17 protein-coding genes are annotated in these 13,458 nt (G+C 61.8%); 6 read left to right on the top strand and 11 right to left on the bottom strand.

The genetic code is table 11. The annotated features are described in order from the left end of the window. Window positions 1–57 precede the first annotated feature (57 nt). Window positions 58–1,335: a cytochrome P450 gene (locus tag RHODMAR_RS07915; protein ID WP_008713204.1), complete on the bottom strand. Its 1,278-nt coding sequence runs from the start codon at window positions 1,333–1,335 to the stop codon at window positions 58–60. Between the two features lie 173 nt (window positions 1,336–1,508). Here RHODMAR_RS07915 and RHODMAR_RS07910 point away from each other — a divergent pair, with 173 nt between their 5' ends. Then, the gene (locus tag RHODMAR_RS07910) at window positions 1,509–1,700 is read left to right on the top strand and encodes a ferredoxin (protein ID WP_042938387.1); all 192 of its coding nucleotides are present in this window, start codon (window positions 1,509–1,511) and stop codon (window positions 1,698–1,700) included. Between the two features lie 69 nt (window positions 1,701–1,769). On the opposite strand, the gene RHODMAR_RS07905 is transcribed toward RHODMAR_RS07910, so the two are convergent. Further along, entirely contained in the window at window positions 1,770–2,507 is a 738-nt protein-coding gene (locus RHODMAR_RS07905; RefSeq protein ID WP_008713202.1) for a FadR/GntR family transcriptional regulator, read from the bottom strand. Between the two features lie 166 nt (window positions 2,508–2,673). Between RHODMAR_RS07905 and RHODMAR_RS07900 the strand changes: the two genes are divergently transcribed. Then, window positions 2,674–3,438, top strand: coding sequence for an enoyl-CoA hydratase/isomerase family protein (locus tag RHODMAR_RS07900; RefSeq protein WP_008713199.1), 765 nt, complete (start codon window positions 2,674–2,676; stop codon window positions 3,436–3,438). Window position 3,439: 1 nt separating this feature from the next. Here the strand turns inward: RHODMAR_RS07900 and RHODMAR_RS07895 are convergent, their stop codons facing one another. Next, complete coding sequence (locus RHODMAR_RS07895) at window positions 3,440–4,591, bottom strand: ABC transporter substrate-binding protein (RefSeq protein ID WP_008713197.1); 1,152 nt, start codon at window positions 4,589–4,591, stop codon at window positions 3,440–3,442. Between the two features lie 108 nt (window positions 4,592–4,699). Between RHODMAR_RS07895 and RHODMAR_RS07890 the strand changes: the two genes are divergently transcribed. Then, on the top strand, window positions 4,700–5,290 hold the full coding sequence (locus RHODMAR_RS07890; RefSeq protein WP_008713195.1) for a nuclear transport factor 2 family protein: 591 nt from the start codon (window positions 4,700–4,702) through the stop codon (window positions 5,288–5,290). A 6-nt stretch (window positions 5,291–5,296) separates the two neighbouring features. Here RHODMAR_RS07890 and RHODMAR_RS07885 read toward each other — a convergent pair whose 3' ends face one another. Then, window positions 5,297–6,559: an MFS transporter gene (locus RHODMAR_RS07885; RefSeq protein ID WP_042938385.1), complete on the bottom strand. Its 1,263-nt coding sequence runs from the start codon at window positions 6,557–6,559 to the stop codon at window positions 5,297–5,299. Next, entirely contained in the window at window positions 6,556–6,969 is a 414-nt protein-coding gene (locus RHODMAR_RS07880; protein WP_008713192.1) for an acyl-CoA thioesterase, read from the bottom strand. Before RHODMAR_RS07880 ends, RHODMAR_RS07885 begins: the two co-directional genes overlap by 4 nt. Window positions 6,970–7,119: 150 nt before the next feature. Between RHODMAR_RS07880 and RHODMAR_RS07875 the strand changes: the two genes are divergently transcribed. From RHODMAR_RS07875 to RHODMAR_RS07865, 3 genes are all read left to right on the top strand, one after another. Next, window positions 7,120–8,241: an NDMA-dependent alcohol dehydrogenase gene (locus tag RHODMAR_RS07875; protein ID WP_008713190.1), complete on the top strand. Its 1,122-nt coding sequence runs from the start codon at window positions 7,120–7,122 to the stop codon at window positions 8,239–8,241. An 11-nt stretch (window positions 8,242–8,252) separates the two neighbouring features. Next, on the top strand, window positions 8,253–8,663 hold the full coding sequence (locus RHODMAR_RS07870) for a nuclear transport factor 2 family protein (protein ID WP_008713187.1): 411 nt from the start codon (window positions 8,253–8,255) through the stop codon (window positions 8,661–8,663). 77 nt (window positions 8,664–8,740) lie between these two features. After that, on the top strand, window positions 8,741–9,259 hold the full coding sequence (locus tag RHODMAR_RS07865; protein ID WP_008713185.1) for a nuclear transport factor 2 family protein: 519 nt from the start codon (window positions 8,741–8,743) through the stop codon (window positions 9,257–9,259). Here RHODMAR_RS07865 and RHODMAR_RS07860 read toward each other — a convergent pair. From RHODMAR_RS07860 to RHODMAR_RS07835, 6 genes are read right to left on the bottom strand one after another with little or no spacing between them, the layout of a single operon-like run. After that, the gene (locus tag RHODMAR_RS07860) at window positions 9,244–9,747 is read right to left on the bottom strand and encodes a pyridoxamine 5'-phosphate oxidase family protein (RefSeq protein ID WP_042938384.1); all 504 of its coding nucleotides are present in this window, start codon (window positions 9,745–9,747) and stop codon (window positions 9,244–9,246) included. The two genes, RHODMAR_RS07865 and RHODMAR_RS07860, sit on opposite strands and share 16 nt — an antisense overlap. Beyond that, window positions 9,744–10,199 (bottom strand): nuclear transport factor 2 family protein, encoded by a 456-nt coding sequence (locus tag RHODMAR_RS07855; RefSeq protein WP_008713181.1) that lies wholly within the window; start codon window positions 10,197–10,199, stop codon window positions 9,744–9,746. The genes RHODMAR_RS07860 and RHODMAR_RS07855 overlap by 4 nt, the downstream gene beginning before the upstream one ends. A 10-nt stretch (window positions 10,200–10,209) precedes the next feature. After that, on the bottom strand, window positions 10,210–11,049 hold the full coding sequence (locus RHODMAR_RS07850) for a mycofactocin-coupled SDR family oxidoreductase (protein ID WP_008713180.1): 840 nt from the start codon (window positions 11,047–11,049) through the stop codon (window positions 10,210–10,212). A 2-nt stretch (window positions 11,050–11,051) separates the two neighbouring features. Then, window positions 11,052–11,465 carry a MaoC family dehydratase gene (locus tag RHODMAR_RS07845; protein WP_008713178.1) on the bottom strand — a complete coding sequence of 138 codons (414 nt, stop codon included), beginning with the start codon at window positions 11,463–11,465 and terminating at the stop codon, window positions 11,052–11,054. Beyond that, window positions 11,462–11,902 (bottom strand): hypothetical protein, encoded by a 441-nt coding sequence (locus RHODMAR_RS07840; protein WP_008713175.1) that lies wholly within the window; start codon window positions 11,900–11,902, stop codon window positions 11,462–11,464. Before RHODMAR_RS07840 ends, RHODMAR_RS07845 begins: the two co-directional genes overlap by 4 nt. Then, window positions 11,899–13,455: a class I adenylate-forming enzyme family protein gene (locus RHODMAR_RS07835; protein WP_008713173.1), complete on the bottom strand. Its 1,557-nt coding sequence runs from the start codon at window positions 13,453–13,455 to the stop codon at window positions 11,899–11,901. Before RHODMAR_RS07835 ends, RHODMAR_RS07840 begins: the two co-directional genes overlap by 4 nt. Window positions 13,456–13,458: the final 3 nt, after the last annotated feature.

Genomic DNA, 13,458 nt, shown 5'->3' with positions numbered 1-13,458 from the left:
AACGTTTCGCACGTGCGTGCGCCGGCGAGCCCTCCCCGACCACGACAATTGTGCTCATCAGTACATCGGTGCCGCGAGGGCGGTGGAGGCAGCCAGCGCTTCACCGTCGGCAAGAATCTTCCTCCCCGGTGTGAAGTGCGCGGGGATCCGCTGCCAGCCCATATTGGTCCCCTGGTGCGGGTAGCGCTCGAGCTTGTCTCGCTCGATCGTGTAATCGGGCATGCGCTCGAGAATTTGAGAGAGCAGCGACTTCGCCATCAGCCGACCGAGGTGAGAACCAGAGCATCGGTGAACTCCGATGCCGAATGCGGTGTGGCGGTTGGGCCACCGATCGATGTCGATGTCATCGGGATTCTCGAACAACGCTTCGTCCCGGTTCGCCGACGCCCAGGACAGCAAGACTCTGTCGCCCTTCTTCATCGGGCATCCCTTGAATTCCACATCGTCGGTGACGGTTCGAGCGAGAGCCTGAGTCGGCGAGAAGTAACGCAGGAATTCTTCGACGGCGTGGTCCATGAGTGACGGATCCTCGATCAACCGCTGACGAACATCGGTGTGATCGGCAAGCCATACGAGGGTTTGACTGACCAGCGACGCGGTGGTGCCTGTCCCGCCCGCGACCAGTAGTTCGACCATTCCGAACACCTCGACGTCGTCGAGCACTCGCCCGTCGACCTCCTGCTGCACTAGGTAGCTGATGACATCGTCGGTAGGGTTCTCGCGCCGATCCGCGATGATCGAACGCATCTTGGCCGAGAGGTAGGGGAAGTCGACCTTCATCGCATGCTCGTAGTGCTCGCTGCCGGGGACTCCTGCGAGAGCCTCGTGGTGCGCGGAGGCGTACGTCTTCCAGTCCTCGATGCCGAGCCCGAGCCAGTCGACGGTGACGATGGCGGGCACGCCGATGACCGACGTGAAATCGCACTCGCCCTCTTCGATCACGCTGTCGATGAACGCCGTCGTGTGATGCTCGACGAGATCCTTCATCTTCTCCACAGCTGCCGGAGAGGTGATGGGGTTGACGATCTTGCGGTACTTCCGGAACTCAGGCGGGTCGAGCTCGATCGGAATGTGAAAGTGCATCGGAGTCTTGGGGATGACCACCGACAGTCCCTCGCCGCCGTATTCGTTTCGCGCCGAAGAGAACGTGTCGTCGTCGCGTGAGGCATCGAACACGGCGTCGTAGTCGGAGAGCACCCAGTAGCCGCCGTGCGCTTCCGACCAACCGCGCTTCTCTGCGTTTCTCAGCTTCCGGTAGGAGCCGACGGGGTCCGCGGAGTGTTCCTGCGAGTTGTGGTCGAAGTGAATGACCGGGCAACGGCCGCTTTCCGTCATGTCTTTCAGTCCTCCTACAGGCGAAATCTGATGTAACCGTTTCGAGCGATGTCCTGATAATGGTTATACTAGATTCACCTGTTGTCAACATCACAACAGTGGCAGCATAGGTACGCGGTCACTGAGGTGGCCAGAATCGAGCAGAGCCTCGAACAGTTTTCGAAGGAGGAATCGTGAACGTATCGGTCGACGCGAACCAGTGCCAGGGCCACGGACTGTGCCAGATGACATCGCCCCAGGTCTTCGCCTTGCGCGATGAGGACGGGCACGCGTATGTGCTGCCCGAGGGACAAGAGCCGAACCATCTCGGCGAGGCCAGGGCAGGCGCGGACAGCTGCCCGGAGCGCGCGATTTCGGTCGAGTAGCGCGGCTGCGCCGCTCGTGAGTGGAAGTGCGCAGCAGGGGTCGCACTTCCATTCACGTGCGTGGGGTGTCTACAGCGCGCGATCCCACTGAATGACCGAGCTCATGACGCCCGGGAACTTGCGCTCCGCATAGCGGACGTACTCGTTGATGTGCTGCGCCATCCGCTCCTGCGAGAGCTCGGGATCGCGCACCAGAAGAGAGTCGTAGATCGATTGATGAGCAGTCAGGATTGCGGCGCGACGCGGTGCCGGGTAGTCGATGCCGATGATGGTGCCGTCCATGATGCCCAGCAGCGAATCGACCAGATACCCGAACAGTGGGTTGCCCGAAGACCAGGCGATGATGTCATGGAACTGCTTGTTCGCCTCGAGGAAGATGTACTGGTCGTCCAGAGAACCGCGCATCGTCTCGATAGTGCCGTTCAGCTCGACAAGGGATTCGTCCGAGATCCGCTCGGCAGCAAGCCTGCTGATCATCGGCTCCATCGCGACGCGAGCCTCGGCGATTGCTTTGAACGGCGCGTTCTTGAGCTGCATCAAGAGAATGACCGTGCTCGCCAGGTGCTGGGCATCGGGATCGAGCAGAACTGGACCGCCCTTGGGACCAGGCTTGAGCGCGATGACACCCTGAAATTCGAGAAGCCGAAGCGCTTCGCGGAGCGTGCCGCGGCCGATCTGATACTTCTCCAGCATGGCCTTCTCCGGAGGAAGAAGGTTCCCGACGGTGAGGCCTTGCCGCAAGGTGTCGCGGATTATCTGCTGCGCGATCACCATCGCCGCCTTCGGGGCACGATTCGTCACGGTCATGAGTGCAGTCCTCCCAGCTGAGCGCGGACTCGGCATGCAGTCCGCAATCGCCTCGCAAATCGAGGCAAATGATTATAACAATATAGTCTGAGCTGGCCTTACATGCCGAGTTCGCTATCCGAATTGGACACTTTTCAACCCCGACGTCGACCGAGAAGGAAATCCCATGCCCGACGTAATCATCGAAAGTACACCGGCGACCCTGTGGATCAGGCTCAACAGGCCTGAACGACGGAACGCATTCGATCCCGAGATGTCTGCGGCGATAGCCGATGCACTCGACGACGCGTCGGCTTACCGCTCTGTCGTGATCACCGGATCAGGGGGCAGTTTCTGCGCCGGCGGATCGCTGGCCAAGCTCAGCGAGCCGTCCCCCAAGGAGATGCGTCGGCTTTATCGCGGTTCGCTGAGGCTCTTCGACTCCATTCGAAATTGCCCGAGGCCCGTCATTGCCGCCGTCAACGGGGCCGCGGCAGGTGGAGGGAACGAGCTGATCGTGGCATGCGACTTTGCCGTCGCAGCTCGATCGGCCACGTTCGGGCAAACCGGCCCGAGGGTTGGCAGCGCACCGGTCACCGGAGCGACCAACGTGATGGGTGTGCAGATCGGAGAGAAGCGGGCCAAGGAAATGGCCATGCTGTGCCGTCGGTACTCGGCCCAGCAGGCGCTGGACCTCGGCCTGATCAACGAGGTGGTCGACGACGACCGACTCGAAGCGACGGTGCAGTCCTGGTGCGACGAGATCTCCGCACTGAGCCCTCGCTACCTCGAGATCACCAAGACGAGCTCGAACCTATGGTGGAACGCCGCCCGGGACTCGTTCTCCTCGGGCCTGGGCATGTTGAATCAGGCAGTCGGCAGCCCGGACATGATCGAGGGCGCGACGGCCTTCCTCGAGAAGAGAAAGGCCGTCTTCCCCGATCCGCAGTGATCTACTTTTCCGACAGCAGGACTTCTTCGGTTCCGTTCCATTGCACGAGAGCACCGTCGACGCGCATGTCGTTGCCGTCGAAGGTGATCTCTCCTTCGGCACCGGTGAAGCCCTCGGCCACCAACTGTTGCAGTCCGTTCTGAATATCTTCTCGAGACGCTCCACCCGACTTGTCGATGGCGCGGGCGATCATCCACGCGGCGTCGTATCCTTCTGCCGCGTAGTTGTTCGGATTTTCACCGTCGTACTCGGCTCGGTAGGCCTCGACGAACTCCTGCGTCGCGGGATTCGTTCCGTGATAGGTGAAGTCGGTCGGCCAGGTCATGCCGGCACCCGCTGGGCCTGCAGGCGTGAGATTGCCTGCGCCAGAACCGGTATGTGTGATCAGAGTCCCGTCGAAACCAGCTTGTCGAACCTGCCCGACGGCGGTTGCATTCTGGGCGCCTGCCAGCATGATCGCGATTCCGTCGGGATTGGACGCGAGAATCTTCGCGATCGGGGCGGTGAAGTCCTGCGTGGTGTTCTGAACCCCGGACGTCGCGGTCACCTCGAATCCATATTCCTCGGCCATCCCCGGGATGACCTGCTCGGAGAGCTCGGTCAGAGTCGGATTGGCGCTGTTGTACAGAATTCCGAGCGTCTTCGCACTCTGGCTTTCCAGGTACTCACCCGCCTGGTCGTAATAGGTCGCCATGGGAGCCGTCGCGCGATAGGTATGGTCGCCGACGAGGACGCCCTCGCTACCGGACTGAGTGAAGACGATGGGAATTCCGGCAGCCTGCGCGAGCGGTGCCACGGCAATGGACTGGCTACTGGTGACGGTACCCAATATGGCAGCGACCTGCGGATCGACGGTTGCCTCGGTCACCTGGCTGGCGGCAGTCTGCGCATCACCCGCGGCGTCGCGGCTGTCGAGCGAAATCCTCGAATCCCCCAGGAACTGTTGATCGTTGACCTCCGCGATAGCCAATTCGATACCTTTGAGCTGATTCGTGCCCGCGAGAGACAGCGGACCGGTTTTGTCGGTGACAGAGAACAGCGTGATGTCGCCGGGCATCTCGCCCGACGCGGTCGCTCCCCCTCCCCCGCCGCTGCACCCCGCGACGGTCAACACCAGAGCGACGATCCCCACCGGGCCGCGTAGCAATCTCATCCGAAACCTCATTTACTCATAATCATGCGCATAGACTGGACACCACCATGATGCGGGTTCGGACAGCGCATGTCCTGATTACCGTGAAATCGCAGGGAGGCAACAGAATTGAATGGTATCGAGCTTGCCGAGCGCCTCGACCGAATCGAATCCCGGGCTGCTATCCAAGAACTTCCGGTCCTCTACTGCCTCGTCATGGACGAACGAAACGTCGACGGAATCCGTGCGATCTTCTCCGAAACAGCAACGATGCGGTCCATCGACGGGGTCTTCACGGCCGAGGGTCGCGAAAAAATCGTCGAGACGTTCCGGAGCCGGTTCGACTCCCTCGGCCCGACCAATCACTTCACCCACGGCCACATCGTCCGATTCGACGACCATGATCCCGATCTCGCCTACGGCTCGCTCGGGGGGCACGCCGAACTCGTTCGCAATTCGGTTCCGATGGTCGTCGCCCTGCGCTACCGAGACATCTACCGCCGGTACGACGGCATCTGGCAATTCGAGGATCGCCTCATGTCGTACATGTACTACCTCCCCGTCGGAGAATACGAAGCCGGCCTGGGTGATTCGAAAAGCATGCGCGCATACGGCGATCATCGATCCGCTGATTGGCCTGACGCCCTCCACGACGGCGACGGCAGTTGGTTGGCTCGCTACTTCCCAGTTCCGACTCCCGGCGGGACCTCACAGCCGTAACCTCGCCTAGACGGCACCGGGCGCTGCAACAGTCTGCGAGACAGAGATTTCCACAGCTTTCGGCACATCCCAGCGGTCACGCCCGAGTATCGCGACCGTGGTGCACAGCGCCACGAATACGACACCTGCAACGGTCATCCCTGCCCCAGTACCCCACGCCGTCGACACCGCGCCTGTCCCGAGCGCGAGCACAGCAGTGAGCCCGTAGCAGAACGACGCGAATCGCGAGGCGGTGCGACCTTGTTCGACTGCCGACAAACCGCGGGTGAGAATACGCAGACCGCAGGCGTAGGCGAAGCCCTGACCGAGGCCCCAGCACACACACCCGGCAATGACCAACGGCAGACTCGCCAGCACCACTCCCATTGCGCAGAGAACAGCTCCGAGACCGATCAGAGCCAGCGACTGCACGGGGCGAAGCGCTGTCCGGAGTGCTGCGAAAGCGAACGGTGACAACCACGCGATCGACAACAGCACAACTGGCGCGAGAGCCCCGACAACCAGCGACTCGCTACCCGTCTGCTCACGTACCGCTGTCGGCAGAATCCCGACGGCTATGCCGCCGATCGCCCAGCCTGCCAACCCGATTCCATATCCGGCGGCACGCGCCCTCGGGTCGACGGGAGGTTCAGACTCGGGGGTGCCGCCGACCACCGGCTCGTGCAACGCGACTCGCAAAGTCTCGCGAGCCGAGTAGAGCGCGATCACCAGGACTACCGCCACCACCGTGAGCAGAGTCATGTGAACGAGATACACCGTGACTGTCGGCCCTGGAAGATACTCGGCCACCACAGCTCCCAGAATCAAACCGACGAACGATCCGAAAATGGCCCCGGAAGACGCGATGGTCCGACCCTTCTCACCGCGTGCTGCGACGACAATGGTGGCGGTCGCTCCGGTTGCCACGCCGACGCAGGTGCCCGTCAGGAATCGCCCGACGAAAAGGAATACGACATTCTCGCCCCCGGAGAGCAGCGACAGATCGGCTACGACGCCGCCGAGCATCGCAGCAGGCAACAGCGCCCATGCATATCGGGTCAGCCGGGTCCGGGCCATGAGCGTGAACGTCATCACCAGTGCGACGAGGTAGACCGCGAACAGAGCCGACACGGCGAACGTCGACAAAGACATCCGATCGGCATACAGCGGAAGCAGCGGGCCAGGCACGTTCGACCCCACGACGAGCGAGGCGAAAGCGCCCGCCGCGGCCGCGCCCAGCATTCGCTTTCGGCGAGTCCCAACAGCGCCGGCCCCGGACGGTCGACTCACGGACGGTCGAGTGACTCGAGAGCCGCGCGCAGGGCATCGGGAATCGGGGCCTTGAGCCCGTCGTGGCCGCGCACCGCGTACTTGATTTTGCCGTAGGCAACCCGCTCGTCGCCGCGGGTGAACGGGAATCCGATGACGTAAGAGGTGGTTCCCAGATGTTCGAGTTCCATGCCGCAGACGATCTCGTCGAATACCCGGCAGGAGGTCAGATAGCTGCATTCGGACGCGAACCCGACGGTGCCCGCGCCGACCGTCTCCATCATGGTGTGACTGTCCAGACCATAGGTGTGCAGCCACACGCTGTAGGTGCGCTCCATCCACGGATAGTTCATAGCGAAATACGAGATACCGATCGCATCGCAGTCTCCGTAGGCGAGCGTGAACGTCTGGCTAGTCGGATGTTCGACCATCTTCGCACCTCTTTCTACCCTCATTGTCCAGCATCCAGCTCTTTACACTAATCATTATCATGGTTATGGTGACTGCAGTCACATCAAATAATGCGCATCAATTCAACAACGCACGTGCACAACAGCGTTCGTCTCGAAGAAGGAGCATCAATGAAGACCATCGGAGCCTTGATCTGGGAACCGGGCACTCGCTCGGGCTGGAGCGTCGAAGAAATCGAGATCGATCCACCCAAGAGCCGCGAGGTCCGCATCAAACTCGCAGCCTCGGGCATCTGCCACAGCGACGATCACGTCGACACCGGCGACATCCCGCTCGACTGGGCTCCCATCATCGGTGGACACGAGGGGGCAGGCGTCATCGAGGAACTCGGTCCCGACGTCACCGGCTTCGAGGTGGGCGACCACGTCGTACTCTCGTTCCTTCCCTCGTGCGGGCATTGCCAGATGTGCACTGTCGGCCGTTCCAACATGTGCGAGATGGGAGCAGGCGTTCTCGCCGGCTTCGCCCCCGACGGCACCCACCGCGTTCACGCCCGTGGTCAAGGCGTCGGACCCTTCTCCTTCCTCGGCACGTTCTCGCCCTACCTCGTCGCCAACATCGACTCGTGCGTCAAGATCGGCAAGGACATCCCGCTGGACAAGGCCGCGCTCATCGGTTGCGGCGTGCCCACCGGCTGGGGTTCGTCGGTGTACGCCGCCGAGATCACCCTCGGTGAGACCGTCGTGATCATCGGCACCGGCGGCGTCGGCATGAACGCCGTCCAGGGCGCACGCCACAAGGGCGCGAAGACAATCATCACCGTCGATCCCGTCGAGTACAAGCGCGACCAGGCCAAGCTGTTCGGTGCGACGCATTCCGTCGAGAACCTGGACCAGGCCAAGGAACTGGTCGACAGCCTCACCAACGGTCAGGGCGCCGACAAGGTCATCATCACCGTCGACATCGCCTACGGACACCTTCTCAATCCCGCCCAGGAAATGACCAGACGCGGCGGCACACTCGTCCTCACGTCGGCAGCGCCCGTCACGCAGCGCGACGTTCCGTTCGACCTGTTCACCTTCGCGATGTCCGGAAAGAGGTTGCAGGGCACGCTGTACGGCACCACCACTGCGCGGCGCGACATCCCGTTGATCGCGGACATGTACCGCCGCGGCGAGTTCATGCTCGACGAGTTGGTCACCAAGACCTACAAGCTCGAGCAGATCAACGAGGCCATCAAGGACATGCGCGACGGCAAGAACATCCGCGGCGTCATCATGTACGACGAGTAGGAGATCGAAACATGCGAGAAGACATCATCGCGGCAACACATACGTACGCACTCGGGTTGGACAAGTTCGATCCGAAACTCGCACTGAGTGCGTTCGCTGCAGACGCCGTATGGGACGCAACTCCGGTGGGCTTGGCACGCTACGAGGGACACGAACAGATACTCGACTTCTTCGAGCGCGATGCGGAGCAGATCGAGGATCAGTTCCACATCATCACCAACCACCTCGTGCACGTCGATTCGGACACCACGGCCCACGGAACCAATTACGTGTTCTCCGAGGGTCACACGAAAGGTGGCGCCGCGTTCAAAGCCATTGCGCTGAACGAGGACACGTATGTTCTGACCGAGGACGGGTGGAAGATTTCTTCCCGTGTGATCTCGCCTCTGACGCCGCCGCAGATGGACGGTTTCGAGGCCTGACAACAAGCGAACGTACGTGCGTGTGTGCTGATACTCAGAGCACACGCACGTACGTTTCGTGCTGGAACGGAACAACCATGGACCCGCTCGACACCCTGATCGCCAAGGATGCGATTCGAGACCTCGCCGGTGCCTATTCGATGGCCGTCGACGATCACGACATCGAGTCGGTACTCGAGATGTACATGCCCGATGCAACCTTCACGGTCGCAGGGAAGACCCTCACGGGCCACGAGGAACTGCGCGCGTTCTACGTCGACAGTATGGATCGCTACACCACGATGCTGCATACGCCCGAGATACACCTGATCACCGTCGACGATCCGCACCACGCAGCAGGCCGCATGACCGGACATGCCGAGCTGGCTGTCCGAGACACCTTGATGATGAGCGCTTTTCGCTACGCAGACCGATACGTCATGACCGATCGCTGGCGTTTCCAGCACCGCCGGGTGACGTTCATGTACGCGGTTCCGTTCGAGGCCATGGGTGCCAGCTTTCGCACCGACCAGCGCATCCGCTGGCCGCAGACCAGGTACGCCGGCGCGGATTACCCCGAGTCCGCGCCGACCTGGTTCACCTACCGAGACCGATAGCCGCCCCGGCCGTCACCGGGCATCTTGGTCGAATCATGGCTCACTGCAACGCGAACTGCCTCCACCTCGATGACGACGCGCTGCGGGCTGTTCAGCAGTATCGCGAACGCGTCCGGATCTCCGGGCGCGAGGTGGCGCGAGAACTCCGGGTAGAACCACGACTTCACTGCCTCGTCCGAATGCACGGTGGCGGTGCCGCGAACGGACAGCATCTGCCGCCCCGGCAACGTGGTTCCTGCATTGGAGATCACCAGCGTCACCCGCGGGTCACGGACCGCACCCCGCACGTGGGCGCGGCCCGCTGCCGCTGTCAGCCAGAAGCGATCGCGAGTGAACAGATAGCTCATGACGACCCCAGCCGGCCACCCGGCCTCGGTGGTGAACGCGAACGTGCACTCGGTCTGCGTCGCAATCAACGTCGAGCGGCCCTCGGCCGTAGCCCGGACCGACTCGAGGTTCTCGTTGTCGTCGATCCCCACCCTGCTCACGACGAGGCGGAACCGTACGGGACGAACGCCGACGTCGCTACAGGCAAAGCCATCACTCGGTCGACCAGAATGCGCTTGTGTGCCAATTTGAGCTCCCCGTTCACCTCGACCAGGGAGTCCGAGTACCTACCGAAGATGCGCGAGGTGTTCTCGGCATCGAACAGGGTGGCCTCGAAGTACGCATCGATGCGAACTCCACCGTCCTCCTCGCTGACCAGCGCGTTGGTCACGATGTGCCGCGAGACCTCGGTGTCGGATGCAGCAAATGCCCGATAGATGTCTAAAAATTCTTCCATTCCGTGCTTGGTCTCCGACGTCTGCGTAACACTGACGTCCGCCATCGCGAGACTGCGAAGGGTGTCGAGATCGCCTGCATCGGCGGCCCAGGCGTACCGGTAGAGAGCCTGCTGTGCGCGGTGGGCGAGGTCCTGGGTAGCGAGAGTGGTGGTCATGACATTCCCTTCACTTGACGTAGGCACCCGCATCGACGGGCAGGGTGACTCCGGTGATGTAGCGACCCTCGTCGCTGGAGAGGTAGAGCACGGCGTTGCTGATGTCGATGGATTCGATCCACGGGACCGGAAGTGTGTTGAGCGAGGCGAAACCTGCCATTGCCTTCTCTTGTGTGGGTTCCGGATCACCCGGCGCGAACATGGAATACGTTCCCGGATTCTGGATCATGATGGTGTCGACATTCGTCGGATGGACGGTGTTGACGCGAATACTGTACTGGCCCAGCTCGTTCGCCATCGTGCGCATCAGACCGACCATGCCGTGCTTCGCGGCCACGTAGTGCCCTACGTGCTGGACTCCCTTGAGTCCGCCGATCGAGCTGGTGAACACGATGGATCCGCCGCGGCCCGCCGCGATCAGTGCGGGGATGGCCACCTTCGCGGTGTGGAAGACACCGGTGAGGTTGACGTCGATCATGTCCTTCCATTGCTCGCTCGTCAGCTCCCAGGAGAGCCCGTAGGTTGCGATTCCGGCGTTGGCGACGACGATGTCGACGCGGCCGAGCTCGGCGACACCCTCGTCGAACACCGATTGCAGATGCTCCAGATCACGCACATCGGCGCGACGAGCGAAGATACGCCGGCCGAGCGCCTCGACCTGCTTCACCGTTTCCGCCAGCTCGTCCTCGGTGGCGAGCGGGTAGAACGGCGTGACGGTATCGATGTTCTCGCAGATATCCACCGCAATGATGTCAGCGCCCTCCTGCGCCAATCTGATTGCATGGCTGCGTCCCTGGCCGCGAGCGGCTCCGGTGATGAATGCAACTTTTCCTTCGAGGCGGCCTGGCATATTCACTCCTTCTCGAGCGTTACGGTTCCGGTGCCGGTCAGAACTTGGGCACCGTCGATCACGGTCAATGTCAGCGAGCACTCCACCTCGAATGCGTCCGAAGTTTCGTGGACTGCGGTGATGATGCCGCCTGCTTCCAGTCGGTCACCTTCGAATACGTTTCCGAGAAAACGAAAGCGGTAGTGGGTTATTCGGTCGACGCCACCGGCCCACGCACCAAGCATCGACAGGACATAGGCCATGTTCGACGGCCCCTGGTTGACGGTCTTGTCCCCCATACCGAGTTCGGCGACCGCTGTGCGGTCGAAGTGAATCGGGTTGGGATCACTCATCAGCGCCGAGAGCAGTTTCATCTTCTCGGGATCGACACCGTCGATGATGCGTGACGGAAGCACCTGTCCCACTTCGATGCTCATGCGGCCTGCTCCCGCCGCGGGAAGACGATCGAGTTGGTGGTGGAAGCCACAAGCGTTTCATCGGCATCGTGGACCTCCAACCGATATCCGACGATGTCGAACACCCCCGTCTTCTTACCGACTTTGCGAGCGGCGGAGACGATCTCACCGGTCACCGCATACGTCGCACCGATCAGCAGTGGGACGTGGACGACCGTATCGGTCTCGCCGAACATCGGGCCGTCCGCGTCGGTCGCAGAGAACACCGCGAACAGTTCGTCCCACGTCCACCCCATCGACCCGGTGGCGACCAGAAATACGAAGGTCGGGTGAGCCGCGCCGTCGTCGGCCGAGCACTCCATCGCGTCGAGAACGAGGCTTACCCACCACTTCTCCAACGTTCGGGTACCGCCTGGCATACGGGTACCGATGAGCGCGTGCAGTTCTTCCTCGGTCATACGGTGCGACCTGCGGCCTCCCAGTAGGGCGTCCGCAGATCACGTTTCATGATCTTGCCGGTGGGCGCCTTGGGTAGTGCGGTAACGAAATCGACCGATCGCGGTTTCTGGTACGACGCCAGGTTCTTCTTCGCGACGTCGATGATCTCCTGCTCGGTGGCATACGTTCCTGGTTTGAGCACGACGACGGCTTTGACGGCCTCGCCCCATTCGTCGTCGGGGATGCCGATGACGGCGCATTCCAACACCGATGGGTGTGCGCCGATGGCTTCCTCGACCTGAACACTGAATATGTTCTCGCCGCCGGAGATGATCATGTCTTTCGCTCGGTCGACGATGTAGACGTATCGGTCCTCGTCCCAGGTTGCGATGTCACCGGTCCACATCCAGCCGTCGCGCAACGTGTCCTTGGTGAGTTGGGGACGGTTCAGGTACCCGATCATGTTCGATTCGGAGCGCACGACGATCTCCCCGGGCGTCTTGCCGTCCCGTGGAACTTCTTCACCGAACGCGTCGACGATCCGAATGGTGGTAACGAATCCTTCACGGCCACAGGACTTCAGGCGGTGAGCATCGATACCTTTGACTGCGTTGAGATGATCCTCCTGCGAGAGGAAGGACATCGTCGTACCCTCGGTCTGTCCGTACCCCTGAATCAGGGTGCACGGGAACGAATCGAGCGCGGCACGCACGATGGTCGACGGCATCGGACCGCCGCCGTACTGAATGTTTCGCAGACTGGAGAGATCGTAGGACGCGAAGTTCGGAACCGCCATCATCCAGTTCAGCATCGTGGTGATACCCAGGAACGCCGATACCTTTTCGGTCTCGATTATTTCGAGAGCCTGCTTCGCCTCGAAGTTCACCAGGACGACGGGGCAGCCGTGCTTCATGTAGTTCATCGAAAGTACCACCGGGATGTGGTACATCTGCCCGGTCAGCATGTAGACATCGTTGGGGACGATGCGTTCTGCCACCGTCTGATTGAGCATTCCGTTGGCGGCACTGGTGTGGGTGTGGATCGCGCCCTTGGACTCCCCCGTCGTGCCCCCGGTGTACAGGATGAAGAACGGGTCGTCTCCGCCGATCGACGGCGTCCAGATCGGCTCGTCGGCACTCGACCGAGCAAGCAGCTCGTCGTAGCTGCCGTCGGAATCAGCACCGAATTCGAGCCAATGGTCGACGTTCACCGCGCGCTGGAGTTCCTGCTTCGTTTCCGACCACTCCGAGGCGGTGATGATCACCTTGGGGGTTGCATCCGCGATCAGACCGATGAGCTGCTTGACACCGAGTCGCCAATTGAGCGGCTGCAGAACGAGACCGGCGCGGCCGGCTGCGAAGTACAGCTCTTGGAACTCGACGCTGTTGCGGGTCAACACCGCGACCCGGTCGCCCTTCTCGAGCCCGAGTCCGCGAAGACCATTGGCCAGCCGTCGAACACGCGCGTCGAGTTGGGAAAAAGTGATGCGCCGATCGTTCGGCACGTCGAACACTGCCTGCCGGTCAGGCGTCAGTGCTGCCCATTTGGCGGGGATCAATCCCTGATTTTGCATGAA

The organism is Rhodococcus sp. AW25M09, assembly GCF_000333955.1.
Taxonomy (GTDB): domain Bacteria; phylum Actinomycetota; class Actinomycetes; order Mycobacteriales; family Mycobacteriaceae; genus Rhodococcoides.
This window is presented reverse-complemented; position numbering and strand designations above follow the sequence as displayed.

What these genes read in the sequence shown, in the direction of transcription:
- RHODMAR_RS07850 (WP_008713180.1), bottom strand. Translation starts at nt 11,049, where the DNA reads ATGCCAGGCCGCCTCGAAGGAAAAGTTGCATTCATCACCGGAGCCGCT.
- RHODMAR_RS07880 (WP_008713192.1), bottom strand. Translation starts at nt 6,969, where the DNA reads ATGGTCGAACATCCGACTAGCCAGACGTTCACGCTCGCCTACGGAGAC.
- RHODMAR_RS07900 (WP_008713199.1), top strand. Translation starts at nt 2,674, where the DNA reads ATGCCCGACGTAATCATCGAAAGTACACCGGCGACCCTGTGGATCAGG.
- RHODMAR_RS07875 (WP_008713190.1), top strand. Translation starts at nt 7,120, where the DNA reads ATGAAGACCATCGGAGCCTTGATCTGGGAACCGGGCACTCGCTCGGGC.
- RHODMAR_RS07915 (WP_008713204.1), bottom strand. Translation starts at nt 1,335, where the DNA reads ATGACGGAAAGCGGCCGTTGCCCGGTCATTCACTTCGACCACAACTCG.
- RHODMAR_RS07865 (WP_008713185.1), top strand. Translation starts at nt 8,741, where the DNA reads ATGGACCCGCTCGACACCCTGATCGCCAAGGATGCGATTCGAGACCTC.
- RHODMAR_RS07855 (WP_008713181.1), bottom strand. Translation starts at nt 10,199, where the DNA reads ATGACCACCACTCTCGCTACCCAGGACCTCGCCCACCGCGCACAGCAG.
- RHODMAR_RS07845 (WP_008713178.1), bottom strand. Translation starts at nt 11,465, where the DNA reads ATGAGCATCGAAGTGGGACAGGTGCTTCCGTCACGCATCATCGACGGT.
- RHODMAR_RS07870 (WP_008713187.1), top strand. Translation starts at nt 8,253, where the DNA reads ATGCGAGAAGACATCATCGCGGCAACACATACGTACGCACTCGGGTTG.
- RHODMAR_RS07835 (WP_008713173.1), bottom strand. Translation starts at nt 13,455, where the DNA reads ATGCAAAATCAGGGATTGATCCCCGCCAAATGGGCAGCACTGACGCCT.
- RHODMAR_RS07895 (WP_008713197.1), bottom strand. Translation starts at nt 4,591, where the DNA reads ATGAGATTGCTACGCGGCCCGGTGGGGATCGTCGCTCTGGTGTTGACC.
- RHODMAR_RS07840 (WP_008713175.1), bottom strand. Translation starts at nt 11,902, where the DNA reads ATGACCGAGGAAGAACTGCACGCGCTCATCGGTACCCGTATGCCAGGC.
- RHODMAR_RS07905 (WP_008713202.1), bottom strand. Translation starts at nt 2,507, where the DNA reads ATGACCGTGACGAATCGTGCCCCGAAGGCGGCGATGGTGATCGCGCAG.